Here is a 25,600-nt window from a genome sequence, read left to right on the forward strand (position 1 = left end):
TGCGCAGTATTGAGTCGAAGGGGGGTAGCTCACTCTCAGCGACCACACTGAGCAAATTGGACACAGCACTCGACTGGGAACCGGGAAGTGCAGTGCGACTGATGGACGGCGGAGAGGCCGTAGTGCGATCGGGCACCGGCCACACACCGTTCGTGCCGGGCCCGGACGAGGTACTGGTCTCGCTGCCCGTCATCAGCGAACTCATCGCCGCATCCGGAGACTTCGAAAAACTCCTTGCAGACAATCCGGAAATAGACGGGTTGGACACAGCGGTACGTCGACTACACAAGGCGCTGCACCCGCTGTATGGGCAGTTCGTCACCGGGCTCTTCGAGGAGAACCGTCGCGCCAACGGTGCCCTGTCGCCGGTGTTCGCGGTGTTCAGCAGGTTGCTGGACGAGCCGAACGATTCCGAGAATCCGGCTGAGTACGAGGAACGCATGTACCGGCGGTGGCTCGCGGGCCGAAGCGACGGCGTCGACAACCAGACGATTGAACGTTTCGAGAAGCGACTTGGCAGGGGGGCCTGATGACGTCGAAAAGGATTGACTCGGTGGACGGGTCGATGCCGCCGGTGAACGAGAGAATCGAGCTGTTGTTCAGCGTATGGCGCGAGCCGGGTGGTACCGAACGATCCAATGAGGCTGTTGCGCGGGCCGTTTCCGCTGCAGGGCTTGATCTCAGTGCGGAGGCGCTTGTCGCCGCCCGCGCGGGGTCCGTCGTGTTGCAGAAGGACGTACTCGGCGCGATCGCGGCGGAATTCGGCGTCGATCAAAGCTATTTGCTGTCGGATGAGGCGGTGGCGCTGCACGACCAACTCGTGCTTCTGCGTGAAGTAGGAACATCGGGGATAAAAGGAATCCACCTCAGGGGCGGGGACTTCCATGTCGACGCGGTGGGTATGGCCGAGCTGCTGCGTCAGCTGCGAGAGCGTAGTTCGAACAACTGATGGGCCATGGCCGTCAAATCGACGGCCTCACGTGTGCGGGGGCAGTAGTGGACAAGTCAATGCTCAAAGTGGTCGAGACGATGCGTGAGGTTCAGCCGCTGATTCCTCGTCCGTGGAACCGCGAACGGTTCGTCGCCGCTGTGGGTGACTACCGCGGGCGCACCATCAGGTTGACGGCGATGGACTCACCAGTCCTGCGAGGTTCTCCGTGCGGAGTGTGGCTCGTCTTTGAGGAATACGACCAGATCATCTACGACGCAAACACATCCGACTATCATGCCGACCAAACAATCCTTCACGAAGTCGGACACATGGTCTTGGACCACCACTCCTGTGGCGGCGTGAATGCCAGTCTTGCCAAGCTGTTCCCCGACGTCGACATCGCTGCCGCCAAGTCGGTGATGGCACGATCGCGTTTCGAAGATCCCCAGGAGATCGAGGCCGAGACCTTTGCGGACATGCTGATGGCGTCGGCAGTATCGCGATTTCGCAAGTCCGGCTCGATGGACGACCTGTGGGGGTGAGCACGTCATGACTTCCTCGGTACCCCCGCTGATCGCGTACCCCGTGATTCTGCTGGCGATCGTCGTCATTCTGGCGCGACTGAGCCTGCCGAACACGTCGATTTCCGCTCGGCGGATCACCGCAGCACTGGTGCTCTGCGTTGTCTGCTGTCTCCTGCGAGAGACCGGTGTGCACGAGGTGGTCACTGATGCCACCGGCGGTTCGATCGACACCCCGCTGATGCAGCAGCTGAGCTCGATTGCCTTGATGCTCGTCGTTGTTCCGCTTCTGCTGGTGACGATTTCGTGGTTTCCTGGGCATCAACGTCCAGGGCGAGGTGTCGCCGCCGTGCTGTACTCGCTCGGGTCGCTCAGCGGAGTGCTGATGATCGCCCTGGGCACACACGCACGGTCGCTGAACACCTACATCGACCGGACGCCGGGATGGGAAACGCTCGGATACTTCACGCTGTTCGGTATTTGGTCCACCACGCTCGGCGTCGTCACCCTGGCCGCGTCGATCGGCGAGCTCAAACGCGGGAATTTGCCGACTCGCCATGTCCTGACGCTGATGCTTGTACTCGTTCTGGGCGGGTGGATCATGAAGGAGTCTCTCTCCATCTCGATCTGCGCGGTGTTGGCTGCGTCGGGAACCGGCAAGTCCTTCGTGGACTTTCAGATTCAGGCAAACGAGAACAACACCATCTACCTCGTCTTGATCGGATCGGTATGCGGCGCGCTACTTCCGCTGCAACGGCTGGCGGAGCGTCATGGCGTCGACACGTGGACCCGAGCGCATCGTCGACTGCTGCCGATGTGGGGGGACCTCACCGATGCGTGTCCCGAAGTGCGTTTGAACAGGGTCGACGACAGCGACCCGAACCTCACGCCTCGGCACCGCGCGCACCGGATGAGTATCGAGATGCGCGACGCGATGGTCATTCTGACGCGCTACGCACCCTGCACCGACCATCCGACCATCGGAGATGCGACCTTGGCGGCGGCGGTCGCCGTTGCGGGGGCAGCTGCACGGAAGCGAGCCGGCGCGCGTCCGCAGGTAGGGGTGGCCTCTACGCTCGTGGCGGGGCGTGACCTTCGTGGGGAGTTACGAAGCCTGTCGCGACTGGCGAAAGTGTGGCCGCAGGCTCGTGCTGCGGTGGGGCAGGACATGCACCGATACGTAGATTCACCGGTCTAGGGGGACCAGATGACTGACATGATGAAACCCGTTGTGCGATCGCAGGATCGGGTGCTGCCGCACCCGCCGCGAAGGCTTCCGATGCTGGGGGACGTGCTCGACCTGCACGTCACCGATTCGAGTCAGTGGGGGTGGAAGGGGGCGGTCGAGTACGGCCCGATCTACGAGCGCAAGATTCTCGGTGCCCGAGTGACGTATGTGTCCGGCCCGGACCTCATCGCGGAGATCAACAACGAGGAGAAGTGGGCGAAGTTCCTCGGAGTCCCGGTGCGCGACCTCAGGTCTGTTGCCGGGGACGGGATGTTCACCGCGCACAACTCGGAGCCCAATTGGGCTACGGCGCATGCCATCTTGGCGCCCGCGTTCACGCAGGCCGCGATGCGCGACTACCACGACCCGATGGTGCAGACCGCCGGCGAGCTCGTCGACTACTGGCGCAAGCAGGGTGAAGGAACGTGGCTCGACGTCCCCTCGGACATGAACAAGGTCGCGCTCGAGATCATCGGTCGGGTGGCCTTCGGGTACGAGTTCGCGCCGTTCACTGCATCCGAGCCGCACGAATTGGTACAAGCGATGTTGCGGATCATGCGGTACATCAACCGCGCTGCGTACTCGCATCCGATGGTCGAGGCGACGGTGTTTCGCAAGCAGCGTGATCAGCATCGTCGCGACATCAGCAGGGTGCAGTCGCTCGTCGACGACATCGTTGCCCGTCGACGCGAACAGGGACCCCGCACCGGCCGCCGCGATCTGCTCGACCTGATGTTGGAGACGTCCGACCCCGAGACGGGCCGGTCGTTGAGCACCGAGAACATCCGGAACCAGATCCTGACGTTCCTCGCAGCCGGCCAGGAGACCTCCGCTGGAGTCATGGCGTTCGCGCTGCATTACCTGTCGCAACATCCAGAGATCGCGGACAAGGCGCGGGGCGAAGTGATGTCCGTGTGCGGCGACTCTGCTCCGACGTTCGAGCAGGTCGGGAAGTTGCGGTACCTGCGGCGGGTCATGGACGAGACACTGCGACTGTGGCCGGTAGCGCCAGGTTACTTTCGTAAAGCACGCGAAGACACGGTGATTGGCGGTGAGCATCCGTTCGAGAAGGGAGAGTGGGTGTTCGTCGTCCTCCTTGCACTGCACCGTGATGCCGCGTGGGGGCCGGATGCGGAGTTGTTCGATCCGGATCGGTTCAGCCGCGACCGGGTACCCAAGAACCTGAACGAACTGTACAAGCCGTTCGGCACAGGAATGCGGGCGTGCGTCGGCCGGCAGTTCGCGTACCACGAGATTGCGGTGGTGCTGGCAACGGTTCTACAGAACTTCGAGCTGGAGGCAGATCCGGGGTACGAGTTGCGGGTGGAGGAGACGATTACGTTGAAGCCGGATGGGCTGACATTGCGGGCGTCTTCTGCGCGGACCGTTGGGATGGGCTGAAGGATGGTTGCCCTCCGGTGCTTGCAGCGTCGCTCACCTTAAATACCCTCTCTGCATTGGGCGTTGGATGACAATACCGCGCGCGGTGCGTCTGCGAGACGAGATCGCCGCGGTCTACTAGCCGCTCCTTTCCGAAATTTTCGGCACGAACTATTGGCCGCGCGTCGTGCACTTAGCGGATGGTCAACGACTACTTGGTCGGTAACGACGGTCTCACGTGTCGAGAAAAACTAGTCGGGGACGAAGCCTCTAAGTAGTTGCGATGCCGCAGGGGCTGCGGTCACCTGGTGGGCCATATTGGCGCGATCGACCGCGTTGCGTGTATTACTTCCATTACGGGCTGGATTGAGCGCAGGTTGTGTGTACAAGACGCGGTACCTATGCTCAGGGTCGTGTACTTATGGGCCGCACATCGATGTAGTCAAGTTTTCCGACGCCCTAAGCCCTCGATCGCGTCCGTTGGTGTATCGCTGTTCCGCGCTGGTTGCCCGATGGGTCGTCCCTATTCAAGTTGCCGCTATGCCTAGACCGCGAATGGAACCAGGCGAATGGGGCCAGCTGGTCGTCAAGTCTCGCAACGGCGTTCCCTACGCCCGTGCATACATACGAGACCACGACGGAAAACGCAGACTGGTTGAGGCGCAGGGCAAGTCCGCGGATGATGCGCGTCGGAAGCTTCAAGCCAGGTTGCGCGAGCGAGTAACGCCAGACCACTCCGGCCAGCTGACGAAGTCCTCGACCGTTAGAGACTTAGCCTCGTATTGGCTGTCAGAGAAGAAGGCGTCTGTCACCGACCAAACGTTTACTGGCTATACCGACATCTGGACAAGGATCTGCGAGCCGGCTATTGGAGAGCTGTTGATTCGCGAGGTCCGCACCGGAACACTCGATTCGTTTTTCAAGCGCCAGGCGAGGATCGCGCCGAGTCGAGCCCGCTCTGCCCGCGTCGTGTGTTCTGGAATGTTCTCGCTGGCGGTTAGGCTGGACTTGATCGACAACAACCCTGCTGCCGAGACGCAGGCCAATTCGCGTCGACGCTCCGGCAACGACGTACGAGCGCTGACTCTGGGAGAATTCGCTGCTGTACGGAACGCAATCGCGCGATACTGCGGATCGTCGGCACGCTCCGACGGCAAAAAATTGCACGGTCCAAAACCGTCCACGGATCTCGAGGATGTCCTGACGATCCTGATCTCAACAGGGGCACGCATCGGCGAGGTTTTAGCTCTGCGGTGGGCGGATGTTCGGCTCGACGATGAACCTCCCAGCCTTGAGATAAACGGAACGCTAATCACACCTCGCTACAAGGGCGAGTCACTTCGGCGACAAGACTTTAGAAAGGGTGACGCCCCGCCGCTGACTCTCACCTTGCCGGCGTTTGCCGTAGAAGTCCTCCGTCGGCGGATCCTGACCCCGCAAGGTCGTGGGTCGGCAGCAGATGCGGTCTTTGCGACGACGACTGGGAACTGGGTCTCGGCGTCGAACGTCCGTCGGGCATGGAGGCTGGCACTCGGCGACGAACTCGCCTGGGTCAAACCGCACTCGATGCGGAAGACGGTTGCCACCATGATCAAGGCTCAGTACGGCGTCGAGGGGGCGCAGGTTCAGCTCGGACACTCCAACTCGCGGGTGACCGAAGCGCACTACATCCAGCGGGTGAACGTTGCGCCCGACATGACCTCGGCACTCATTACTTTCGCCCCCGATGAGGACGTTTGTCATGAGTAAGTCATGACCTGGCCCTCGTGTGTCGAGAAACAAAAAGCCCGCCACCTGCATACTTGCTGGTGGCGGGCTTTTTCTTGTGCGCCCACAGGGACTCGAACCCCGGACCCAGTGATTAAGAGTCACTTGCTCTACCAACTGAGCTATAGGCGCATGGTCGTGCTTGCTGCGGACAAGACATTAACAGCTGGGGCGGGCCGAACGGAAATCGGCGCCCCCACCCTCACTTGAGGATGGACCGCACCACCAGGACGGCGACGACAGCACCGGCTCCGATCAGGGAAAACTTGACTGCGGGGGTGTTCAGCGTCTCGAGGATGCTTGCCTTGGTGCTCTCGACGATGCGCTTCGGGTTGGCCCGCACGCTCAGTTCGTCGAGGGTCGAGGCGAGCTGGTCGCGAGCCGCCTCGATGTCGCGTTCGATGCTCTCGGTGTTACGTGCCACGTGCCCTCCCAAGGCCGAACTTCATGTAAGTACCGACGAAGCCTAGTTGACGTGCTCGCCCCGGCACGCACCCGTCGTTTAAGTTGGTTCGCGTGACCGACAACATCAAGCTGGCCGTGGGCGATGCTGCGCCCGATTTCACCCTGCCCGACGCCGACGGCACCGACGTGTCGCTGAAGGATTTCCGCGGCCGCAAGGTGGTCGTGTACTTCTACCCGTCGGCCGGAACGCCTGGTTGCACCAAGCAGGCGTGCGATTTCCGGGACAGTCTCGCGCAGCTCAACGGAGCGGGCATCGACGTACTCGGTGTCTCACCCGACAAGCCTGCCAAGCTCGCGAAGTTCCGTGAAGCGGAGGGCCTGACCTTTCCGCTGCTCTCCGATCCCGACAAGGCCGTTCTCGGCGAGTGGGGCACGTTCGGGGAGAAGAAGATGTACGGCAAGACCGTTCAGGGAGTCATCCGGTCGACCTTCCTGATCGACGAGGACGGCAAGGTCGAGCTCGCACAGTACAACGTCAAGGCCACTGGCCACGTCGCAAAGCTCGTCCGGGACATGAAACTGTAGGGCCCGCTGTCCACCGTTCGGTTGACACGCGGCCTCCTCCGGACGACCGGCGCGAGAACAGCCCTCCGGCGAACAGACTTGGTTCATCGACATCGACACCGAATGTCTTCGAGCCAAAGGACATCTCATGCAGATCCTCGTTTCCTTCGCCCCCTGGATCGTCTACGCCATCCTGGAGAGCACTGTCAGTTGGACACTGTCGCTCGCCGGCGCTCTGGCGGTGACGCTGGCTGTACTCGCGTACAAGTACCGCTCGGCTCAGCCCGTCGATTTCCTGAGCATCGGCGGCGTCGTGTTCTTCGTCGTCATGCTGGCGGCGTCACCGCTGCTCGGCCAGGGCACGGTCGAGGCGTACACGCAGACCCTCTCGCACGGATGGATCGCACTTCTGATGTGGGGCTCGATTGCCGCGCGGACGCCGTTCACCGAGGTGTTCGCACGGGGTGAGGCGCCGGCCGAGATGATCGACACTCCCGAATTTCTTCGCTTCAACTGCATCATCTCGGCCATGTGGGCTGCGAGCTTCACTGTCGGAACCGCTGTGTTGGTTGTGCTGCAGTGGAACGGTGTCGACAGCGGAACGTTCGTCGTGATCGCGGCCAGCATCGCCGTACCGATCGTGGCGATGAAGCGATACATCGATTCTGTGACCGCCGACGACGAGATGCAGGAGGCCGTGAGCGCATGAGCGAGGGCCGTGTCGAGGAGGTGCGGGGCGTGATGCCCGGTGCCTCCTCACTCGTCGTATCGGGCCCGGACTTTCGGTTCTGGGATCTGTTCCATGCGTGTGTTTTCGTCGTGGCGGTCGGCGTGGTGCTGGGAACATCCGCCGAACAATCCCGCGTCGGCGCCGTCGGTCTGCTGCTCGTTCTCGGTGCGGCGTACGCGCTCTGGGGTCGACGGCTCATCCTCCGGCGCGACGAGCGAACCGCACCGGGATTGCTCTACCTGGCGGCGACCGGTGCCCTCATGGCTGCGGCTGCGGTGTACGCCGGAGCGGCAACCTGGTTTGTCGCATCGCTGTCCGTGCAGGCATACATGTTGGTGCGGTGGCCCTTTGCGGTCGCGAGCGTAGCGGCGGTCAACCTGGTCGGTCCGGCCGTCGAGTACCTCCGGTTCGGAAGCATCGACGCGTCTGCGGTGTGGATCGCCGCAGCCATCACGGCCGGGTCCGCGGTGATGTCGGCCTGGATCGATCGTATCGCGCGGCAGAGCAACGAGCGCGCCGCTCTGATCGCCGAGCTCGACGCCAGCCGCGCCGAGGTGGCCCGCCTCTCGCACGACGCCGGAACCATCACGGAGAGAACGCGATTGGCAGCCGAGATTCATGACACTCTCGCGCAGGGGTACACCAGCGTCCTCGCGCTGATCCAGGCGGCAAGGGCGACCGCCGACCGCGCCACGGCGGCCCGGCACCTCGACCTTGCCTCCGATACGTGCCGGGAGAATCTGAAGGAGGCGCGCGCGATGGTGGCCGAGTTGTCGCCAGCCCCCGTGGACGACGACGGACTCGGCGAGGCGTTGCGTCGCCTGGGGCAGCGCGCGAGCGCGGAAACGGGCGCCGTCTGCGACGTCGAGATCGTCGACCCCGTGCCGCCACTGAGCCGCCCGCTGGAAGTCGCATTGCTGCGCGTGACGCAGGAGGCGTTGACGAACGTGCGCAAGCACGCCTCCGCGTCGGTGATCAGCGTGCGTCTGGATGTGGACGCGGAGTTCGTCTCCCTGGTTGTCGCCGACGACGGGGTGGGCATCAGCGGCCCTGCGACGGCCGAGAATTTCGGGGTACGGGGCATGCGGTCGCGGGTGGAGCAGCTCGGCGGCACACTCGTGATCCAGCCGGGCCGGACATCGGGAACCGTTCTGACGGTGGAGGTTCCACTGTGACGGAGACACAAAAGATTCGCGTCGCGCTCGTCGACGATCACCCCATCGTGCGCGCGGGTTTTCGCGCGCTGCTGGAGAACGAACCAGACCTCGACGTGGTGGGCGAGGCCGAATCGGGCGCCACTGCAGTCGAATTGGTCTCCTCGACCGCTCCGGACGTGGTCCTCATGGACCTGCGGATGCCGGGCGGGGACGGGGTGACGGCCACCAGAGAATTGAAGAAGCGGTTCCCCACCGTTGCGGTGATCGTGGTGACGACCTACGAAACGGATGCCGACATCCTGCGGGCAGTCGAAGCAGGCGCCACCGGATACCTGCTCAAGGACGCCCGGCCCGACGAACTGACGGGCGCAATTCGCGGCGTGTTCAGAGGCGAGACCGTGCTGTCGCCGAATGTCGCCGCGCGGCTCGTTCGATCGATCCGAGGACCCAAGAACGCATCCTTGTCACCGCGGGAGAAGGCCGTGCTCGCTCTCGTCGCGGACGGCAAGACCAACAGCGACATCGGCGCCGCACTGTTCATCACCGAGGCGACCGTCAAGACGCACCTGCTCCGCATCTTCGGCAAGCTCGACGTCTCCGACCGCACCGCAGCCGTCACCACCGCGCTGGACCGCGGAGAACTGCCGTGAGACTACGTATATCGGGCGGATCGACCACGTAGTTCCGAGGCCGTGCGCGCTGCACGCACCCAGCATCGGGGAATGGAATACAGGTTGCTCGGCCAGATGGACGTGCGAGGCCGAAGCGGTCCGGTGCCCCTGGGCGGGCTCAAACAGCGCACCGTTCTCGCGTCGCTGCTGCTCGATCACGAACGCGCCGTGGACGCCGACCGCCTGATCGACGACGTGTGGGGTCCGCGGCCACCTGCCAAGGCGATTGTCTCGTTGCGCGCCTACCTGACCAATTTGCGACGCGTCCTCCACGAACCTGGAGTGCCCCCGCGCATCGTGACCACGTCGATCGGCTACCGCCTCGATCTCGGCCAGGACTTCTTCGACGTGGAGCAATTTCGTGCGCTGGCCGAGCGCGGTCGTCGATCACTCGACACCGGCAATGCGTCGGGCGCCGACAGGCTGTTCACCGCCGCGCTGCGGTTGTGGCGGGAGCGGCCGACCCAGGAGTTCGACCTCGCCCGCGGACACCGGGACCGATGGGAGGACGACCGAGCGGGCGTGGTGGAGGGGTTCGTCGCTGCGGCTCTCGATCTCGGTCGACACACCGAGATCGTCGACGACATCGAGGCCCAGCTACGACGGACGCCGCTGCGCGAAACACTCTGGTGTCAACTGATGATCGCGCTACACCGCGGTAGTCGACGGGCGGAGGCGTTGGCCGTGTACGGGCGTGCCGCGTCCGCGTTCTTCGACGCAGCCGATCTCGCACCGGGTGAACGTCTCGAGGAGACGTATCGCCGTGTCCGCGCGCACGACCAGACCCTCGAATGGTCACCGGTCCGAGTCGTCGAACAGTTGGTCGGGTAGCGCCGCCAGCTCGGCACGCGTTCCGATCCCGAGCTTTGCGAACACCTTCGACAGATGAGTTTCGACGGTGCGCGGGGACAACACCATCACGTCGGCGATCTGTTTGTTCGACGATCCGTCGGCGGCGAGTCGGGCGACTTCCTTTTCGCGCGACGAGAGGGTGAGGCCCCCGCCCGTCCGCAGCAGGGGAGTGGTGGGCGAACCGCACTGTCGTGCAAGCAGGTTCGCGCGTCGACGAGCGGCGGCGCCGTCGCGGGGTGCTCCGTCGGCGTCGAACATTCGCGCCGCGTGCATGCACAGTTCCGCGGCGTGCAACCACAGCCCGATCTTCTCCGCTTCGGTTGCTGCCGACAGGGATTCGGTGCCACTGGTCGACGCCAGGGCCCGCACCACCTGGAGGAGGACCGTCGCGAGTTCGCCCTCCACCAGGGACCACAGCCGCTCGACCATGGGGAGTACGTCCTCGGCATACCCGCAGCGGGCGAGGTCGGCGTAGGCGTGCAGGGTGGCGAGGTGATGTTCGTTGCCGGCGTGCGCATCTGCACCCGCTCGCAGTGATCGTTCGGCGCTCGTCATGTCGCCCTTCACCGCCGCGAGCCACCCGAGCGCGATGTGCCGAGTTCCACCGGCGCCGAACAACGTCGGTGACGCAGCGTCGTCGAGGTCGGCTGCGGCCACCAACTCGTCGGCGTCGGCTGTGCGGCCCGCGATGGCGAGGCACCGGACCAGATCGCACGCGACCATGTGCACCATCGAACCCTGACCCAGTTCGCCCGCGAGACTGTGTGCGGTGCGTAGCCACCCTGCCGCCTCGGCGGCGAGGCCTCGCGTGATCAGCAGCCCACCGTTGGCCCAGCTGAACCACGCTTGCTGCAACGGCGAGGACATCTCGATGCCCTCGCGATATCGGCGAAGGGCGAGATCCTGCGCCCCGCTCAAGTCTCCGGCGAAACCGAAGGTGAAACACCGGCAGAGGTCGATCATGCTGTGCAAGGGCCCGACCGTCAGATCGTCGGACAACGGCACCCGATCCAATGCTGCGTAGGCGGACGACAGCTTGCCGATGACCGTCGCCCCGGTGGCCGCGGCGAAGCAGGCAGAGATCAGGGTCGGTCCGCTCAGATCGTCGAGCAGGGGTTCGAGCAAGGACAGAGCACCCGCCGAATCGCCGATGGCGTGCATCGTGAGTCCGCGGCGAGCAATCAACTGGGTGCGCACATCGTCGTCCGTCAACGTCAGTTCTGTCGCGTAACTCAGTGCGAGAGCTTGCTTTCCGTCGCCGATACGCAGGACGAGGTTGTCCGCGCAGGCGGTCACGGCGGCGACGCGCTGAAAGTCGGTCGCCGCGCTGTCGGTGAGTCGCATCAGCCGTGCGTGGGCATCGTCGACAAGTCCGAGCTGACCCTCGGCGGTAGCGAGAATCAGCTGCGCCTCGAAGCCGCCTCCCGCGTCGTCGGCCGCCTCCGCGAGTCGACGCGGAATGTCGGGTGGATAGAAGCGCCAGGACAGTCGTGCGGCGGTCACCGCCGACGCGGCGTCGAGACGGAGGCCACCGTCGAGTCGCAACAGCGCGGCGAGCACGACCTCTCGCGGTCCCGAGTGGCCCTGTGCGGCAGCCGCTTCCAACGCGACTGCCAGCGATGCAGACAGGCGACGCCTTCTCAGCTGCCCGAGGTTGGCGCGGATGACCGGACCCGTCACCGGCGTGGCGAACTCGACACGGTCGACACCGTCGACCGTGGTCACCACCACGATGCCACCGGTGTCGAGCTCTTCGAGGAGCGAATCGTCGATCAAGGCGGACGCCGCCGACAACAACAGTGAATCCGCCAGGGCGACGTATTGCAGGGCGGTGATGATGTGTCGGCGGTGGGCGGGCGTCGACCCGTCGAGTTGCGACAGAGCGATGAACTCCTCGAGGTACGCCCAGACGATGTCGTCGATGCCCGGTGAGACGGGGAGCTCGCCGGTCAGTCTCCACAGGTCGCCGCGCCGGACGAGAGTTCCCTGATCGACGGCCGCCGCTATCAGTTCGCGCAACACGACGAGGTTTCCGCGGGCCATGCGGGTGAACTGATGGACTGCCGCAGCATCGACGGTGTCGCCCGAGTCCGCCACGATCCGAGTGACGATCCGTGCGCAGTCGTCGTCACCGAGCAGGCTCAGGTCGATGCGGTCGAGAAGCCCGTCCTTCCAGAGCGAATCGATCACAGGCGTTCGTCGTCGACCCGAGCTGACCCCGAGCAGGACGTAGAAGTTGGGTGCCGACACCAATCGCGCCAAGGAGTCCGTACTGGCCACGTCGATCCAGTGCGAGTCGTCGACCACCACCAGGGTTCGATGCCCCGCGCGCACCGAGTCGAGAACGTGGGTGAGCGTCGCCTCGGTGCGCATACCGACCTTCAGGCCGGTGCCACCGTCGTCGGGGGCCGAGGTGACGATGCGCATCACGGTCCAACCGAGACGTCCGAGCCTCGCGGTGGCCTCGGTCAGCAATCGGGTGCGTCCCACTCCCGGCACACCCTTGACCGCGATTCCGCCGAATCGGTCCGCCGACTCGAGAATTCTGGCCAGCTCGTTCTCCCGCCCGACCAGCGGTACTTCACCGCGGGGGAGTGGGTCCATGGACGCATTATGAGGGTCCTCGGGCGGTGAGGCGACCGTCACTCGACGAGTTCGGCTCACGAGTATGTCGCAGTGAGGTCCGCGGTACCCACTTCTCAGTACACTGGCACCGACCGGGGGGCCTTTCCACTCAGATCCGCGCCGGTGAGGAGACTCGATGGTCGACTCTCTGAAGACGCGCGTCCGCATCGTTCTCGCAATCGTGGTCGTGATCGTCCTGATCTCGAGTTCCGGTCTGCTGGACGTCCGTCACTCGGTGATGCTCGACGACGTGTCCCAGTTGGTGGGTGGCGTGGTTGCCACCGCGGCATGTTGGTGGACGGCCCGCAGCAGGCTCGGAGCCGAGCGGCGGTGGCGCATTCTGATGGGCGCAGGGATGTTCGGATGGAGCATCGGCATGGTGTTCTGGGGTCTGTACCGGACCGTGTTCGACTCCCCGCTGCCGTCTCCGTCGATCGCAGACATCGGCTTCTTCGTGTTTCCCGTGTTCGCCGCACCGGCCTTGCTCACGCTGGTCATCTCGCAGCGTGTGCGGCCTCGGGGCAGCACCCGGATGTGGGCGTTCGCCATCCTGGACGGGTCCGTCATCGTCGGTTCGCTGTTCGTCCTGTCCTGGACGACGGCGTTGGGAGCCCTCGCCCATTCGCCGCCGGAGTCGTCACTGGGATTCCTGGTCGCGGTCATGTACCCCATCACCGACCTCGTTCTGGTCGGGATCGTTCTGATCCTGGCGGTGATTCCGAAGGTCGTCGCCCGGTTCCGAGCACAGTTGTGGTTGCTCCTCGCGGGCATGGTGGCGCTGGCGCTCTCGGACAGCGCATACGCGTATCTGGTTGCGGCCGGGGGGAACACGGTGTCACCGCTCGCCGACGCGGGATACATTGCAGGGCCGCCGCTGATCGCACTCGCTGCATCGGTACCGGCCAGCCGGACGCGGCTCGGGGTTCGATCGACCGCGACGTGGCGCAGTCGACGCACACAGTTGCTCGTTCCGTACGTCCTCATCCTGGTCATCGCATCCATCGTGGGCCTGCAGTGGCTGACCGTCGGCAACGTCGACACCGTCGTCGTGGTGATCGGAGTCCTCGTCCTCGCCCTGTCGCTGATACGTCAGGTCCTGACACTGCTCGAGAACGAGGCTCTTCTACGCCGCATCTTCGACGCGCAATCGGAACTTACGTACCGTGCCCATTTCGACGGGTTGACCGGGTTGGCCAACCGCGTGTCGTTCGACGAGCACCTGAGCGCCGCGATCGAGGTGTTCACCCGCACCGGCAACCCGTACGTGTTGATGCTCGCCGACCTCGACGATTTCAAGACCATCAACGACAGATACGGCCATGCGGCCGGCGACAAAGCGCTCAAGTTGGTCAGCGAGAGGCTCGCCGCCGCGTCGGGAGCCCATGCCCACGTGGCGCGGTTCGGGGGCGACGAATTCGTCGTGCTCGTCGACTCGACGGCCGACCACGCCGGGGAGATCGTGTTCCGGATCGTCGACGCCGTCTCCGGGACGCTCGACGTGGACGGTCAGCACATGTCGACCGGGGTCTGCGTCGGTGTCGTCGAATTCGGGTCGGTCATGGGTGAGCCGACGCCGGACGCGTTGTTGCGCCTTGCCGACCGCGCGATGTACGAGGCGAAGCGTGACGGCAAGGGTCGCGCATTCCTGTACCGAGCAGACCACACCTTCGAAGCGCTCGTCCCGCCCGAGCATCAGGGCAGTCGGGGAACCAATCCGAATATCGTTGCGGGTGAACCCGAACCGGCACGATTGATGGCGCCGCCGACCAGAACGTAGGCACCCGTCGCCGGGATGGCGCTCAAGTTGTTCATGTTCTCGAGGCTGATGCGACGCTTGTCGTAGAGAGCCGTCGACACCGGATACGTCTCGTCGTTGCCGAGATCCGGCCCGAAGGTGTCGGTACCGAGTGCGCCGCGCACGTCCAGGCGACCGGTGTCGATGAGCCACTGCGCCGCCGCGGCGCTGAAACCGGGCTGGTGCGGCAGACCGTCGGCACCGACGTTGGCGTATGCGGCTGTGCCCCAGCGTGATTCCCACCCGGTCCACAGGATCACCGCGGCGCCGCGGGGAATGCGTCCGTTGCCCCTCTCGAAGGAGACGAGGTCCTCGACCGTCACCGCGTAGTCGGCGTTCCCCGCCGACTGTGTCCTGATGTCGATCTTCACCGCGGGCAGGAACAGGTCCTCGGGGTCCAGCTGGTCGGCAGTTCGCCCTCCCTCCTGGAAGTGCGCCGGTGCGCCCCAATGGGTGCCGGTGTGTTCGCCTTCCTTGACGTACTGGAGGTAGAAGCCGTCGGCGGCGATCGTGGCGGCCGGTTCGAGCGTGAACTCCGGGTCACCGGGAAAGATCGGTGTGGTCGCAGGGTCGTTCACGTGCGAGAGCGACACGATCCGCAGCAGCCTGTCCAGCGGAACCGTCGGAAGCGGAAGTGCCTCGGACGTTCCCGAACTCACCATCTGCGAACCCACCGCCAACGCCAGACCCGTTGCTGCGCTGCCCAACAGGCGCCGTCTGTCCATACCGAGATCCATCGCTTCCAACGGAACGACCCCCGACGGATCGTGCTTCGAGAGGGACGATACGTCGAATCGCTCGGGCCGGCAGCCTTTCTACGGCGCGCCGTGCAGCGCGACCTCGTGTGCCTTGACCGCGAGGTGGACGATGTGACCGGGAACGAGGTCGAGATCGGCGACCGCGGCGGCGGTGACGTCGGCAGAAAGAGCGAGAGTCGACGACACCCGCGCGGTCACGCGCACGCTCGCGCCACGCACCTCGATATCGGACACCGTGGCACGAAAGACGTTGCGTGGGCTCCCGTGTGGTGGCTCGGCGTGCACCGCGACCGCACTCGGGGTGAAGACGGCGACGGCCGCGGAACCGACCTCGACGTCACCCGTCCCCATGACGGTGATGCCGTCGGGCGTGCGCAGGGTCCCCGGCGCAACGACGGTGCCGTCGACGAGGTCCAGACCGGCGATACGCGCGGCGAAGGTGCTGCGCGGTGCGGCGAGAACGGAACGGACAGGCCCACGTTCGACGACGCGTCCGTCGTCGATCACGACGACCGTGTCGGCGAGTGCCAGTGCGTCGAGAACGTCGTGTGTCACCAGCACGGCGGTTCGTCGACGCTCCTGCAGCATGGTCCGTAGGAGTCGGCGAACCGCCGGGGCGGACTCGACGTCGAGCGCGGCCAACGGTTCGTCGAGCAGGAGCAGAGCGGGGTCGGCGGCCAGTGCCCGTGCGACTGCCACTCGTTGTGCCTGACCACCGGACAATTCCGAGGGACGCCTGCCGGCGAGCTCGGCGGCGCCCACGTGGGACAACCACTCACGCGCAACCTCTTTCGATCGCGAGCGCCCGACGCCGGCGCTGCGCGGGGCGAACGCCACATTCGCTTCCGCGGTGAGGTGCGGAAACAGCAAGGGTTGCTGCGACAGGGTCGCGATCCCGCGTCTATGGGTCGGAACGTGAATACCTGCGCTCGTGTCGGTCAGGACGCGACCGTCGAGTTCGACTCGCCCGTCGTCCGGCCGGAGCAGGCCGGCGGCGATCGACAGCAGAGACGTCTTGCCCGCCCCGTTGGGGCCGATGACCGCCAGTACCGAACCAGACGGAGCCTCGATGTCGTAGTCGATGTTGCGCACCGCGATTCGGGCACGGACGGCCAATCCGGTCACAGCGCGCCCGCTATGCGGCGTCCGCGGGTGACGATCACGATCAGCGCCGCGACGACCACGAGGACCAGTGACAGTGCCACGGCCGCATCGGGGTCGGTCTCGCGTTGGAGATAGATCTCGAGCGGCAAGGTGCGGGTGACGCCCTGCAGAGATCCTGCAAAGGTGAGGGTTGCGCCGAACTCACCCAGCGATCGGGCGAAGGCCAGGACTGCTCCGGACACGAGACCGGGCAACGCCAGCGGGAGGGTGACGCGCCACAGGACGGTGGACGGGCCGGCGCCGAGCGTCGCGGCAACGGTCTCGAATCGTGTTCCGGCGGTGCGCAGTGCACCTTCGAGGCTCAACACGAGAAACGGCAACGCGACGAACGACTGAGCGATCACCACCGCTGTGGTCGAGAAAGCGATCCGAAGTCCGAACGCCTCGAAGTGCTGACCGAGCAGACCCTGCCGACCGAAGGTGTAGAGCAGAGCGATGCCCCCGACCACCGGAGGAAGAACCAACGGCAGCAGCACGAGCGAGCGAGCGAGCGTGCGGCCGGGAAAATCCCATCGCGCGAGGACCAGCGCCATCGGAACGCCCAGAATCACACAGACGACGGTGCTCGCAGTGGACGTTCTGAGGCTGAGAAAGAGTGCTGCGCGCGATGATTCGGATGTGATCAGGGGGATGAACCGGGATCTGTCGACCGCCAGGATCATGGCGACGAGAGGAAGGACCACGAACAGCGCGCCGACGACGGCGGGTACGAGCACCCACCGGGGTGGGCGGCCCGAGGTATCGGGTGACCCTCTCACGGCCCTGCGAATCCGGCGTCCGCCAGTACTCTCCGACCGTCTTCTCCGGTGACGAGATCCAAGAAGGCCTGCGCAGCAGCATCGTTGGTCGTTCCGGTCAACGTGGCGATCGGGTACGTGTTGACGGCGCCGCTCGCTTCCGGGAACGGAACTGCGGTCAATTTGTCTCCGGCCCCGGACGCATCGGTGACGTAGACGAGGCCTGCGTCGGCTTGACCCGAGGTGACCTTGCCGAGAACGTCGGTCACCGACGACTCTTCGCTGACAGGTGTCAGCGCGGTGCCCGTCGACTGCTCGACCTTGGTGGTCGCGGAACCGCACGGCACCTGCGGCGCGCACACGACCACCGCGGTGTCGGGCTTGTTCAGATCGGCGAACGAGGTGATGCGTTTGGGATTTCCGGCTGCGGTGACGATCGTCAGCGTGTTCGTCGCGAAATTCACGGGGCTACCGGACACCAGGTTCGCGTCGACCGCCTTGGTCATGTTCGCGGTGTCGGCGGAGGCGAACACGTCTGCCGGTGCGCCCTGAGTGAGCTGGGTGACCAGATCCGACGATCCTGCGAAGCTGAAGTTCACCGTCGTTCCGGGATGCGCGGCTTCGAACTGCGATCCGAGTTCGGTGAACGTCGACTTCAGCGATGCGGCGGCGAAGACAGTGAGGTCTCCGGTCACGGCGTCGGCCGAGCTCGATTGCGCCGCAGTCGTCGACGGGTCGGCTTCGCTGCCCGAGTCCGAGCTGCAACCGGCGACCAGGGCGAGGACGGACAGCGCGGCGAGAGCCGCACCCGGTACGAGTTTCATGATGATCCTTTGCTGGTGTTCAGAGGACTGTCGACGATGACGGTGGTGGCTTTGACGACGGCAACGGCGACCGTGCCGGGTTCGAGTCCGAGCGAGGTGGCCGATTCGGCGCTCATCAGCGAGACGATGGTGAACGGGCCGCACTGCATCTGAACTTCGGCCATGACGGTGTCGAGCGTGACCTTGATGACCAGGCCGACCATGCGGTTGCGCGCAGAACTCGTCCCGCTGGAGGGGTCGGCGGGAGGCGTCGCATGGTCGCGGGCGAAGAGGGCGAGTTCGGCGCCGTCGACGACCTTGCGACCGGAGTCGTCGCGGTGTTCGGTGAGGCTGCCGTGATCGATCCAGCGGCGGACGGTGTCGTCGCTGACGCCGAGGAGATCGGCTGCGTCCTTGATCCGAATGGTGCTCACACCGACTCCGCATCTGCGGGTCGATCGACACGGAAGAGTCGTAGATGCGGCACGAGAGGAAACTCTAGCCGAGAGTGGGTCGGGAACGACGTACACCGCCGCGATCCGCACATGCGAAACGGGCGGTGCGCCGAACCGGTGAAGGCTCGACGCACCGCCCGTGGCTGGTGCAGTGGAGAGGGGTGACTACGCGGTGTTGACCGTGATGGTCGCAACGCCGACGAGCAGGCCCGGGGTGACGGCAGTGGTGTTGAACGTGGTGTTCAGCAGGTCAGCTGCAGTGGCCGAGATGTGGACGGTGGTGCCGGTCAGGATCGCGGTGTTGTCCGGTCCGGTGGCGAGCGGCTGAAGGGTGCGGCCGTCGAGGTCGAACAACACGGCGCCGGTGGCGGCACTCTGGCCGTTGACGGCGACGTCACCGGTCAGCACCGAGGTGCCGGGATCGATGTCGAAGTTGGTGAGCTCGACGGTGGTTCCACCGGCGGTGAGGGAGAAGCCGCTTCCGTTGTGCAGGATCTCGCCCTGGACGTACGGGTCGACAGTACCGGGGGTCCAGTACTTCACGTTGCCGCCGGTGATCGGGAAGATCAGCGATCCGTCGACGAGGGTCGCGGTGCCGACCGTGCCGGGGGTCAGTCCGAGGGTGGTGAGTGCTTCGGCGAATCCGGCGTCGAGCTTGACTGCCGTGTCACGACCGGTGAGCGAAGGAACCTCTGCGGCCGGAGCCGGCTCGGCGGAAGTCGTGGCTGCTTCGGAGGACTCCGAGGAGGCCGACGACGTGGTCGCGGTGGACGAGTCGTCGCTGGACGAGCACGCTGCGAGCGGAACGATGGCGAGCGCACCGATGGCGGTGGCTACTACGGCCTTGCGGAGAGTGAACATTTTCTTGAATTGCCCTTCGTGGTAGTCGGCTTGAAGATGTGGGTAATTCGGCGCCCCCTGTGCTCCGGATTGGAACGACATCCGAATCGGGTGAGGACCGGACCGTGAACCAAATCGAAAAACGTTGGAGCAGCGAATTTTTGGCTTCCACAGCTAATAGTTCGCCATCCACACCATCGGGTGCGAGTGGGTCGATCTACCGAAATCAAGGATCCCGATATCTCCTATTCGTAACCGATCGCTATCCGGATCGCAAGCAAATCCAAAAGACTGCGAGAAACAAGAAAAAGGTACGTTTCCGCAGGTCCACGGCGCATGTACTGTTCGGTACGTGAGCGCTGAGAGACCCGCGCGGGCCCTGCCCGCCACCGCACGTGGGCGGCGTACTCGTGCTGCGATCGTCGACGCGGCGGCGGACATGATGTACGAGAGAGGGGTCGCTGCAACGAGTCTCGACGACGTCCTGGTGGCGTCCGGGACCGGGAAATCGCAGATGTACCACTATTTCGCAGACAAGGCGGATCTCGTGATCGCGGTGATCGAGCATCAGCGTGACTCGGTATTGAATGCGCAACCGGAGCTCGCGCGCGTGGGTTCTGTCGAGGGCATCACGGCGTGGGCCGACGCCGTCGTCAGGCAGCACACGGCGAAGGGCGGTCCGTTCGCATGCCCCTTGGGTTCGCTTGCCGCGGAGCTGAAGAACGACGCCACTTTTCGACCTGTCGTCGACGCCGCCTTTCGGCGATGGGAGCAGCCGTTGGCGGACGGTTTGACGGCGATGCAGACACGAGGTGACCTGGCCGTGAACGCCGACCCGTCGCGGCTCGCGGCCATGCTCGTGGCGGCACTGCAAGGGGGAATGTTGTTGGGGCGCATAGCCGGAGATGTCGCGCCGCTACGAGACCTTCTCGACGCTGCGGTCAGTCGCGTTGCCGAGTTGCGGGCGAAATGATGCGCACCCTTGACCGAGCGTCCGGAATCGACCAAGCTGTACCGGACAGTACAGAAAGCGGGCAGACGACATGACCGATACGACGCACAGGTCAAGGCCGCGTGGTCCTCGCTTCCGAAGCCCTCTTCGAGGGCCGTGGCTCACCTCGGTGTTCGGAGCGGTCCTGCTGATCGCGCTGCCCGTCGTCACCGTCACCGGTCTGCTGTCCTGGGTCGCCTACGGTCCGCGGTTCGGGCAGTCGATGCCCGGGGACGTCGCGTGGTTGCATCTGCCGTACTTCGACTGGCCGACGCGACCGTCGTGGATCTACCGGCTGAACCAAGGTCTGCACGTCGGGCTGGGGTTGGTGCTGGTGCCGATCGTCCTGGCGAAGCTGTGGTCGGTCATTCCCAAGTTCTTCGAGTTCCCGCCGGTGCGGTCTCCGGCGCAGGCGCTCGAGCGCGTGTCGTTGCTGGCCCTCGTCGGCGGAGTGCTGTTCGAGATCGTCACCGGCGTTCTGAACATCCAGTACGACTACATCTTCGGGTTCAGCTTCTATACCGCGCACTACTGGGGCGCATGGGTCTTCATCGGTGGATTCGTCGCGCACGTCGTGGTCAAGGTACCGGTGATGGTGCGCACCCTGCGTGGTCGCTCGTTCATGGACGTGATGCGTCAGCGCGTCGCGGACACCGAACCCGAACAGCGGGACGACACGGGCCTCGTCGCGACCGACCCTGCTCCCGCCACCGTCAGTCGGCGCGGGGCCCTGGCGCTGGTCGGTGGGGGAGCGCTCTTCGTCGCGGTGCTCACGGCGGGGCAGACCACGGGCGGGTTTCTGCGGAACGCTGCGATCCTGCTTCCACGCGGACGCTCGTACGGAGACGGCCCGAACGACTTCCAGGTCAACAGGACGTCGGCGGCGGCCGGGGTCACAGCGGACCAGGTCGGTGACGGCTGGCGACTGACACTCCTCGGCGGCGACGCTCCGCTGGAGATGACACGAGCGCAACTTCAGGCCATGCCGCAAACCACCGTGCGACTACCCATCGCGTGTGTCGAGGGCTGGTCGACGGTGCAGACGTGGACCGGGGTCCGCCTACGTGACCTGCAGGCAGCGGTCGGAGTCGACAGCATCGACAACGCCGAGGTGCAGTCGTTGGAGCGGGCGGGTTCGTTCAATCGCGTCACCTTCCCCGCCAACCAATTCTCGGACGGAGATTCGCTTCTGGCCCTGCAGGTCAACGGCGTCGATCTTTCGCTCGACCATGGATTTCCGGCGCGCATCATGATTCCTGGAATTCCGGGTGTTCACCAAACGAAATGGGTCCGGTCGATCGAATTCAGGCAGGTGTGACATGACGAAATTCGCGAAATTCTACGGCGCCAACCCGTTGCATCTCCTGGCGATGATCTTCTGTTTCGTTCTCGGCCTGGCGGTTGTCTACACGGCCGGACCGATGACGTTCTGGAACACCGATATCTGGTGGCAGTCGATCGCGGTCTGGTTCGTCGGTGCGGCCGTAGCGCACGATCTGGTGCTCTTTCCGCTGTACGCGGTCGCCGACCTGTCGTTGCGGTCCGGGCTCGATGCCATGCGCGGCCGACGTCGCTCGCGTCCGCCACTTGTGCCGGTGCTCAACTACATTCGCGTGCCCGTGCTGGCCACCGGGTTGACGTTCCTGATGTTCTTTCCCGGCATCATCGAGCAGGGGAAGGAGGCCTACGTTGCCGCCACCGGGTTGACGCAGGAGCCGTACCTGCTGAGGTGGATCGTGCTCGTCGCGGTGATGTTTGCCTCGAGTGCGGTCCTGTACGCAATTCGGTGCGCCATTGTTCAAAAACGGGGATCGAGCCCGGTTTCCGCCACCGAACGATAAGCGCTGGTCGGCTTCGAAACCACCGTCGCTCGATCGGTACTGACCCGTTATCGCCGTTACCTCGCTGCAGGTGGAAGAAGCGTGTGCGCCCTGGCACCATGAGAACCAACGCGTCGGTTTCAGGGCGTCGGTTCGATGAAATGATGTGGAGCGAGATCGAGAATGAGCGTGCGTGCAATGACGGGTCGACGGCGGATGCGGATGGCGGCTCTACCCGTCGTGGTCGCACTGGCGTTCTTGACCGGGTGCAGTCAGTCGGCGCCGGCCGCACAGGCTCCCGTCGTTCCCATCGACTCCAACCCGCTGTCGGAACTTCTCAAGCCGAAGATCGAACTGTCCGCACTGGACGCCTCGGTGGGATTCTCGCCGGGTGATCCCGTGACTGCTCGTGTCGACGGTGGCCGGCTGGCCGCGGTGTCGTTGCTGGACCCGGCCGGTGTGCCGTTGACCGGTGAGATCGCGCCCGACGGGCTGTCGTGGGTGAACACCCAGCCGATGAAGTACAACACCACCTACCAACTGCGCGCCGACGCGTACGGCCTCGGCGGCGCCACCAGCGCCGCGTCCAGTTTCACCACCACCTCACCCGGCAATTACACCAAGCCGTATCTGCTGCCGTCGGAGAACGAGGTCGTCGGTATCGGGCAACCGGTCGCCATCCAGTTCGACGAGACCATCCCGGACAAGATCGCCGCGCAGAACGCCATCACCATCACCACGAACCCGCCCGTCGAGGGCGCCTTCTACTGGGTCAACCAGAAGGAAGTTCGCTGGCGCCCGCAGAACTACTGGGTGCCGGGCACCACGGTCGACGTGAACGTCAAGGTGTTCGGCCGCAACCTCGGTGACGGACTGTTCGGTCAGGAGGACGCGTCGACCAGATTCACCATCGGCGATGCGATCATCGCCACCGCGGACGACAACACCAAGCAGGTGACCATCAACATCAACGGTCAGGACGTCCGAACCATGCCCACGTCGATGGGCAAGGACAGTACCCCGACCGACAACGGTGTCTACATCGTCGGCGACAAGTTCTCGCACCTCGTCATGGACTCGTCGACCTACGGCGTACCCGTCGACTCACCTGCGGGTTACCGCACCGAAGTCGACTGGGCAACACGAATGTCCTACAGCGGCATCTTCTTCCACTCCGCGCCATGGTCCGTCGGACAGCAGGGTTACAGCAACGCCAGTCACGGGTGTCTGAACCTGAGCCCCAGCAACGCCAAGTGGATCTACGACAACATGAAGCGCGGTGACATCGCCGTCGTCAAGAACACCGTCGGTGGAACGCTTTCGGGCACAGACGGACTCGGCGACTGGAACGTTCCCTGGGAGACGTGGAGAGCAGGAAACGCTTCCAGCGTCTAGGCCTCAATCGCGAGCGGACGATCCTGCGACGCTCAGTCCCAGGGCGGTGAGGTAACCCGTCGGGTCCACGCTGGCTCCACCGCGACGAACCTCGAAGTGCAGGTGCGGCCCGGTCGAATTACCGGTGCTGCCAACAGATCCGATGCGTTGGCCCGCAGCGACGGTGTCACCGACGTTGACGCCGACCGAGGACTGGTGCCCGTAGTACACCTCGGTGTTGCCGCTCTTGATGCGCACGAGATTCCCGTAGCCGTCGCCGTTGTCGCCTGCCTGCACCACGGTGCCACCGGTGACCGCGTAGATCGGGGTTCCCGAGTCCGCGGCGAGGTCGATGCCCTGGTGGTTACGTCGGCCGGCACCCGTCGGGTTGTCGCGCACTCCGTAGTTGGACGTCAGCCGGTACGCACCACGGTCGAGGGGTAGTCGCGCTCCACCGACGCCCACGGTCGCCGGGACGTCCGCGGACGGCAGGGGACTGGTGACGTCGGGAACGATCGTCGTGGTGTCACCGACGACGAGTCCGGCGACTTCTTGGATCAGCACACCCGTCGCGTCGAACACGGCGGCGAGGATGGCAGCGCGCTGTGCGGCGTCGATCGTGATGGCGGGGATCTCGAACGCAGACAGCGTCGTCAGGTCGAACGACGACAGGTCGAGGTAGGGCAGCAACGCGTCCAGCGGAAAGGCAGGCAGCGACGGCGGTGCCGGCGCCGCGATCGCCGCGGGTGGTGCGACGAACATGAGCGAACCGGTGACGGCCACACCCGCGACGACGCCGGATCCCCATCGGCGTCGGCGCGCGGTTCGTGTCGTGTGTTCCAGGCCCATCAGTTACCTCCGAGTCGACTCGCTGACGGCGCGGTCGGGGGAGGGCAGGCGGCAACCAGCACGCGCAAGCCAGACGTCCTTCCCAAGAATTGCGACCGGCCTCCGGCCTTCTCGAGAGTTTACGGCCGGCCTCCGGCCTTCCCGCAACGTCTCACAAGCATCATGCAGTCACTCAGTGCGCACCTTCCCCAAGAGCGCCAAAGGTCACGTTACGTCACACGAGTACCCATTGGTAACTCGAATGATGAATTACAACAACGTAATTAGGCGCTTCGCGCCTGTGCGCCTTTTCATACCTCCCGAGGTACTGCCTTGTTTCAGGACATCGCGCACAGGTGCCGAAGGCACGGAAAAGGCCCCGGCTTCCTGTGGGAAACCGGGGCCTCTACTCGGGTGGCTGACGGGACTCGAACCCGCGACAGCCAGGATCACAACCTGGTGCTCTACCAACTGAACTACAGCCACCATCACGCTTGCGCGCGGAAGAATATTAGCGTGCCGCGTGGGGCTACGGCTAATCGGTATCGGCTGCGGGTGTCAACGACTCCACGACCGCGGCGATCTCGCTGCTCGACGGGCCGGGTTCGGCCACGAACACCGTGCGGCGGTAGTACTGCAGCTCGCGGATCGATTCCTTGATGTCCGCCAGGGCTCGGTGCGCCAATCCCTTGGGCGGCTGACCGAAGTAGATCCGCGGGAACCAGCGGCGAGCAAGCTCCTTGATCGAGCTCACGTCGATCATGCGGTAGTGCAGGTAATTGTCGAGCTCGGGCATGTCGCGCGCAATGAATCCGCGGTCGGTGCCGATCGAGTTGCCGGCCAGCGGCACCGTCCCGGGCGACGTCACGTGCTCACGGATGTAGGCGAGCACCTGCTCCTCGGCCTCTCGCAGACTGACCGTCGAGTTACGCACCTCCTCGGTGAGCCCCGACTTGGCGTGCATCGCCGTCACAACCTCGGGCATGGCCGCCAGAGCATCGTCGTCGGCGTGGATGACGATGTCGACACCCTCGCCGAGCACGTTGAGGTCGCTGTCGGTGACCAGAGCCGCGATCTCGATGAGCTTGTCCGATCCGGTGTCGAGCCCGGTCATCTCGCAATCGATCCACACAAGTTTGTCCTGCACGGCTCCACAGTAGTGGGGGCTTGCTCAACGACCGGCCTCCGGCCTCCGGCCTTCCCG

General features: G+C 64.8%; 26 protein-coding genes and 2 tRNA genes. 16 read left to right on the plus strand and 12 right to left on the minus strand.

From position 1 onward, the window contains the following. Nucleotides 1–56 precede the first annotated feature (56 nt). The 6 genes from IEW02_RS07145 to IEW02_RS07170 all read left to right on the plus strand — a co-directional run bounded on the left by IEW02_RS07145 (nt 57) and on the right by IEW02_RS07170 (nt 5,809). Nucleotides 57–530, plus strand: coding sequence for a hypothetical protein (locus tag IEW02_RS07145; protein WP_188544129.1), 474 nt, complete (start codon nt 57–59; stop codon nt 528–530). A 23-nt stretch (nt 531–553) separates the two neighbouring features. Beyond that, a complete protein-coding gene (locus tag IEW02_RS07150) occupies nt 554–949 on the plus strand; it encodes a hypothetical protein (protein WP_188544131.1) in 396 nt (131 codons plus the stop codon). Nucleotides 950–1,008: 59 nt separating this feature from the next. Continuing rightward, a complete protein-coding gene (locus IEW02_RS07155; RefSeq protein WP_229745867.1) occupies nt 1,009–1,473 on the plus strand; it encodes a regulator in 465 nt (154 codons plus the stop codon). 7 nt (nt 1,474–1,480) lie between these two features. Beyond that, the gene (locus IEW02_RS07160) at nt 1,481–2,650 is read left to right on the plus strand and encodes a DUF6545 domain-containing protein (protein WP_188544133.1); all 1,170 of its coding nucleotides are present in this window, start codon (nt 1,481–1,483) and stop codon (nt 2,648–2,650) included. Between the two features lie 9 nt (nt 2,651–2,659). Next, complete coding sequence (locus IEW02_RS07165; RefSeq protein ID WP_229745868.1) at nt 2,660–4,081, plus strand: cytochrome P450; 1,422 nt, start codon at nt 2,660–2,662, stop codon at nt 4,079–4,081. A 534-nt stretch (nt 4,082–4,615) separates the two neighbouring features. Continuing rightward, nucleotides 4,616–5,809, plus strand: a complete 1,194-nt coding sequence (locus IEW02_RS07170) for a tyrosine-type recombinase/integrase (RefSeq protein WP_188544135.1) — start codon at nt 4,616–4,618, stop codon at nt 5,807–5,809. 77 nt (nt 5,810–5,886) lie between these two features. On the opposite strand, the gene IEW02_RS07175 is transcribed toward IEW02_RS07170, so the two are convergent. Together IEW02_RS07175 and IEW02_RS07180 are read right to left on the minus strand one after the other, a co-directional pair. Then, nucleotides 5,887–5,959: transfer RNA gene (locus IEW02_RS07175), tRNA-Lys, on the minus strand. Nucleotides 5,960–6,029: 70 nt separating this feature from the next. Next, the gene (locus IEW02_RS07180) at nt 6,030–6,251 is read right to left on the minus strand and encodes a DUF3618 domain-containing protein (protein ID WP_188544137.1); all 222 of its coding nucleotides are present in this window, start codon (nt 6,249–6,251) and stop codon (nt 6,030–6,032) included. Nucleotides 6,252–6,343: 92 nt separating this feature from the next. Between IEW02_RS07180 and bcp the strand changes: the two genes are divergently transcribed. The 5 genes from bcp to IEW02_RS07205 all read left to right on the plus strand — a co-directional run bounded on the left by bcp (nt 6,344) and on the right by IEW02_RS07205 (nt 10,185). Further along, a complete protein-coding gene (gene bcp / locus IEW02_RS07185) occupies nt 6,344–6,817 on the plus strand; it encodes a thioredoxin-dependent thiol peroxidase (RefSeq protein ID WP_188544139.1) in 474 nt (157 codons plus the stop codon). Nucleotides 6,818–6,944: 127 nt separating this feature from the next. After that, nucleotides 6,945–7,505: a DUF3159 domain-containing protein gene (locus IEW02_RS07190; RefSeq protein ID WP_188544141.1), complete on the plus strand. Its 561-nt coding sequence runs from the start codon at nt 6,945–6,947 to the stop codon at nt 7,503–7,505. Continuing rightward, nucleotides 7,502–8,701 carry a sensor histidine kinase gene (locus IEW02_RS07195; protein ID WP_188544142.1) on the plus strand — a complete coding sequence of 400 codons (1,200 nt, stop codon included), beginning with the start codon at nt 7,502–7,504 and terminating at the stop codon, nt 8,699–8,701. The genes IEW02_RS07190 and IEW02_RS07195 overlap by 4 nt, the downstream gene beginning before the upstream one ends. Further along, nucleotides 8,698–9,333, plus strand: a complete 636-nt coding sequence (locus tag IEW02_RS07200) for a response regulator transcription factor (RefSeq protein ID WP_229745869.1) — start codon at nt 8,698–8,700, stop codon at nt 9,331–9,333. The genes IEW02_RS07195 and IEW02_RS07200 overlap by 4 nt, the downstream gene beginning before the upstream one ends. Before the next feature lie 72 nt (nt 9,334–9,405). Continuing rightward, nucleotides 9,406–10,185, plus strand: coding sequence for an AfsR/SARP family transcriptional regulator (locus IEW02_RS07205; protein WP_188544144.1), 780 nt, complete (start codon nt 9,406–9,408; stop codon nt 10,183–10,185). Here IEW02_RS07205 and IEW02_RS07210 read toward each other — a convergent pair. After that, nucleotides 10,150–12,810: a helix-turn-helix transcriptional regulator gene (locus IEW02_RS07210; RefSeq protein ID WP_188544145.1), complete on the minus strand. Its 2,661-nt coding sequence runs from the start codon at nt 12,808–12,810 to the stop codon at nt 10,150–10,152. The genes IEW02_RS07205 and IEW02_RS07210 overlap by 36 nt on opposite strands. 157 nt (nt 12,811–12,967) lie before the next feature. Between IEW02_RS07210 and IEW02_RS07215 the strand changes: the two genes are divergently transcribed. After that, a complete protein-coding gene (locus tag IEW02_RS07215) occupies nt 12,968–14,608 on the plus strand; it encodes a GGDEF domain-containing protein (RefSeq protein WP_188544147.1) in 1,641 nt (546 codons plus the stop codon). Here IEW02_RS07215 and IEW02_RS07220 read toward each other — a convergent pair. The 6 genes from IEW02_RS07220 to IEW02_RS07245 form a co-directional block, all read right to left on the minus strand. Next, complete coding sequence (locus IEW02_RS07220; RefSeq protein ID WP_371829943.1) at nt 14,524–15,288, minus strand: cyclase family protein; 765 nt, start codon at nt 15,286–15,288, stop codon at nt 14,524–14,526. The two genes, IEW02_RS07215 and IEW02_RS07220, sit on opposite strands and share 85 nt — an antisense overlap. Nucleotides 15,289–15,441: 153 nt before the next feature. Beyond that, nucleotides 15,442–16,509, minus strand: a complete 1,068-nt coding sequence (locus IEW02_RS07225; RefSeq protein WP_188544152.1) for a sulfate/molybdate ABC transporter ATP-binding protein — start codon at nt 16,507–16,509, stop codon at nt 15,442–15,444. Further along, entirely contained in the window at nt 16,506–17,306 is an 801-nt protein-coding gene (locus IEW02_RS07230) for an ABC transporter permease (RefSeq protein WP_229745870.1), read from the minus strand. The genes IEW02_RS07225 and IEW02_RS07230 overlap by 4 nt, the downstream gene beginning before the upstream one ends. After that, nucleotides 17,303–18,109: a molybdate ABC transporter substrate-binding protein gene (gene modA, locus IEW02_RS07235; RefSeq protein WP_188544154.1), complete on the minus strand. Its 807-nt coding sequence runs from the start codon at nt 18,107–18,109 to the stop codon at nt 17,303–17,305. The genes IEW02_RS07230 and modA overlap by 4 nt, the downstream gene beginning before the upstream one ends. After that, nucleotides 18,106–18,522, minus strand: coding sequence for a TOBE domain-containing protein (locus IEW02_RS07240; protein WP_188544155.1), 417 nt, complete (start codon nt 18,520–18,522; stop codon nt 18,106–18,108). Before IEW02_RS07240 ends, modA begins: the two co-directional genes overlap by 4 nt. Before the next feature lie 186 nt (nt 18,523–18,708). Next, nucleotides 18,709–19,404: a hypothetical protein gene (locus tag IEW02_RS07245; protein WP_188544157.1), complete on the minus strand. Its 696-nt coding sequence runs from the start codon at nt 19,402–19,404 to the stop codon at nt 18,709–18,711. A 331-nt stretch (nt 19,405–19,735) separates the two neighbouring features. On the opposite strand from IEW02_RS07245, the gene IEW02_RS07250 reads away from it, so the two are divergent. The 4 genes from IEW02_RS07250 to IEW02_RS07265 all read left to right on the plus strand — a co-directional run bounded on the left by IEW02_RS07250 (nt 19,736) and on the right by IEW02_RS07265 (nt 23,589). After that, entirely contained in the window at nt 19,736–20,356 is a 621-nt protein-coding gene (locus IEW02_RS07250; protein ID WP_268236713.1) for a TetR/AcrR family transcriptional regulator, read from the plus strand. A gap of 70 nt (nt 20,357–20,426) precedes the next feature. Next, entirely contained in the window at nt 20,427–21,692 is a 1,266-nt protein-coding gene (locus IEW02_RS07255) for a molybdopterin-dependent oxidoreductase (RefSeq protein ID WP_188544159.1), read from the plus strand. Nucleotide 21,693: 1 nt separating this feature from the next. After that, on the plus strand, nt 21,694–22,215 hold the full coding sequence (locus tag IEW02_RS07260) for a hypothetical protein (RefSeq protein ID WP_188544161.1): 522 nt from the start codon (nt 21,694–21,696) through the stop codon (nt 22,213–22,215). Between the two features lie 162 nt (nt 22,216–22,377). Next, nucleotides 22,378–23,589 carry a L,D-transpeptidase gene (locus IEW02_RS07265; protein WP_188544163.1) on the plus strand — a complete coding sequence of 404 codons (1,212 nt, stop codon included), beginning with the start codon at nt 22,378–22,380 and terminating at the stop codon, nt 23,587–23,589. Between the two features lie 3 nt (nt 23,590–23,592). On the opposite strand, the gene IEW02_RS07270 is transcribed toward IEW02_RS07265, so the two are convergent. The 3 genes from IEW02_RS07270 to orn all read right to left on the minus strand — a co-directional run bounded on the left by IEW02_RS07270 (nt 23,593) and on the right by orn (nt 25,543). Further along, a complete protein-coding gene (locus IEW02_RS07270) occupies nt 23,593–24,417 on the minus strand; it encodes a M23 family metallopeptidase (protein WP_229745871.1) in 825 nt (274 codons plus the stop codon). A gap of 392 nt (nt 24,418–24,809) precedes the next feature. Further along, nucleotides 24,810–24,882: transfer RNA gene (locus tag IEW02_RS07275), tRNA-His, on the minus strand. A gap of 49 nt (nt 24,883–24,931) precedes the next feature. Then, nucleotides 24,932–25,543, minus strand: a complete 612-nt coding sequence (gene orn, locus IEW02_RS07280; RefSeq protein WP_188544164.1) for an oligoribonuclease — start codon at nt 25,541–25,543, stop codon at nt 24,932–24,934. Between the last annotated feature and the right edge of the window lie 57 nt (nt 25,544–25,600).

The organism is Rhodococcoides trifolii (assembly GCF_014635345.1).
Classification (GTDB): Bacteria; Actinomycetota; Actinomycetes; order Mycobacteriales; family Mycobacteriaceae; genus Rhodococcoides; species Rhodococcoides trifolii.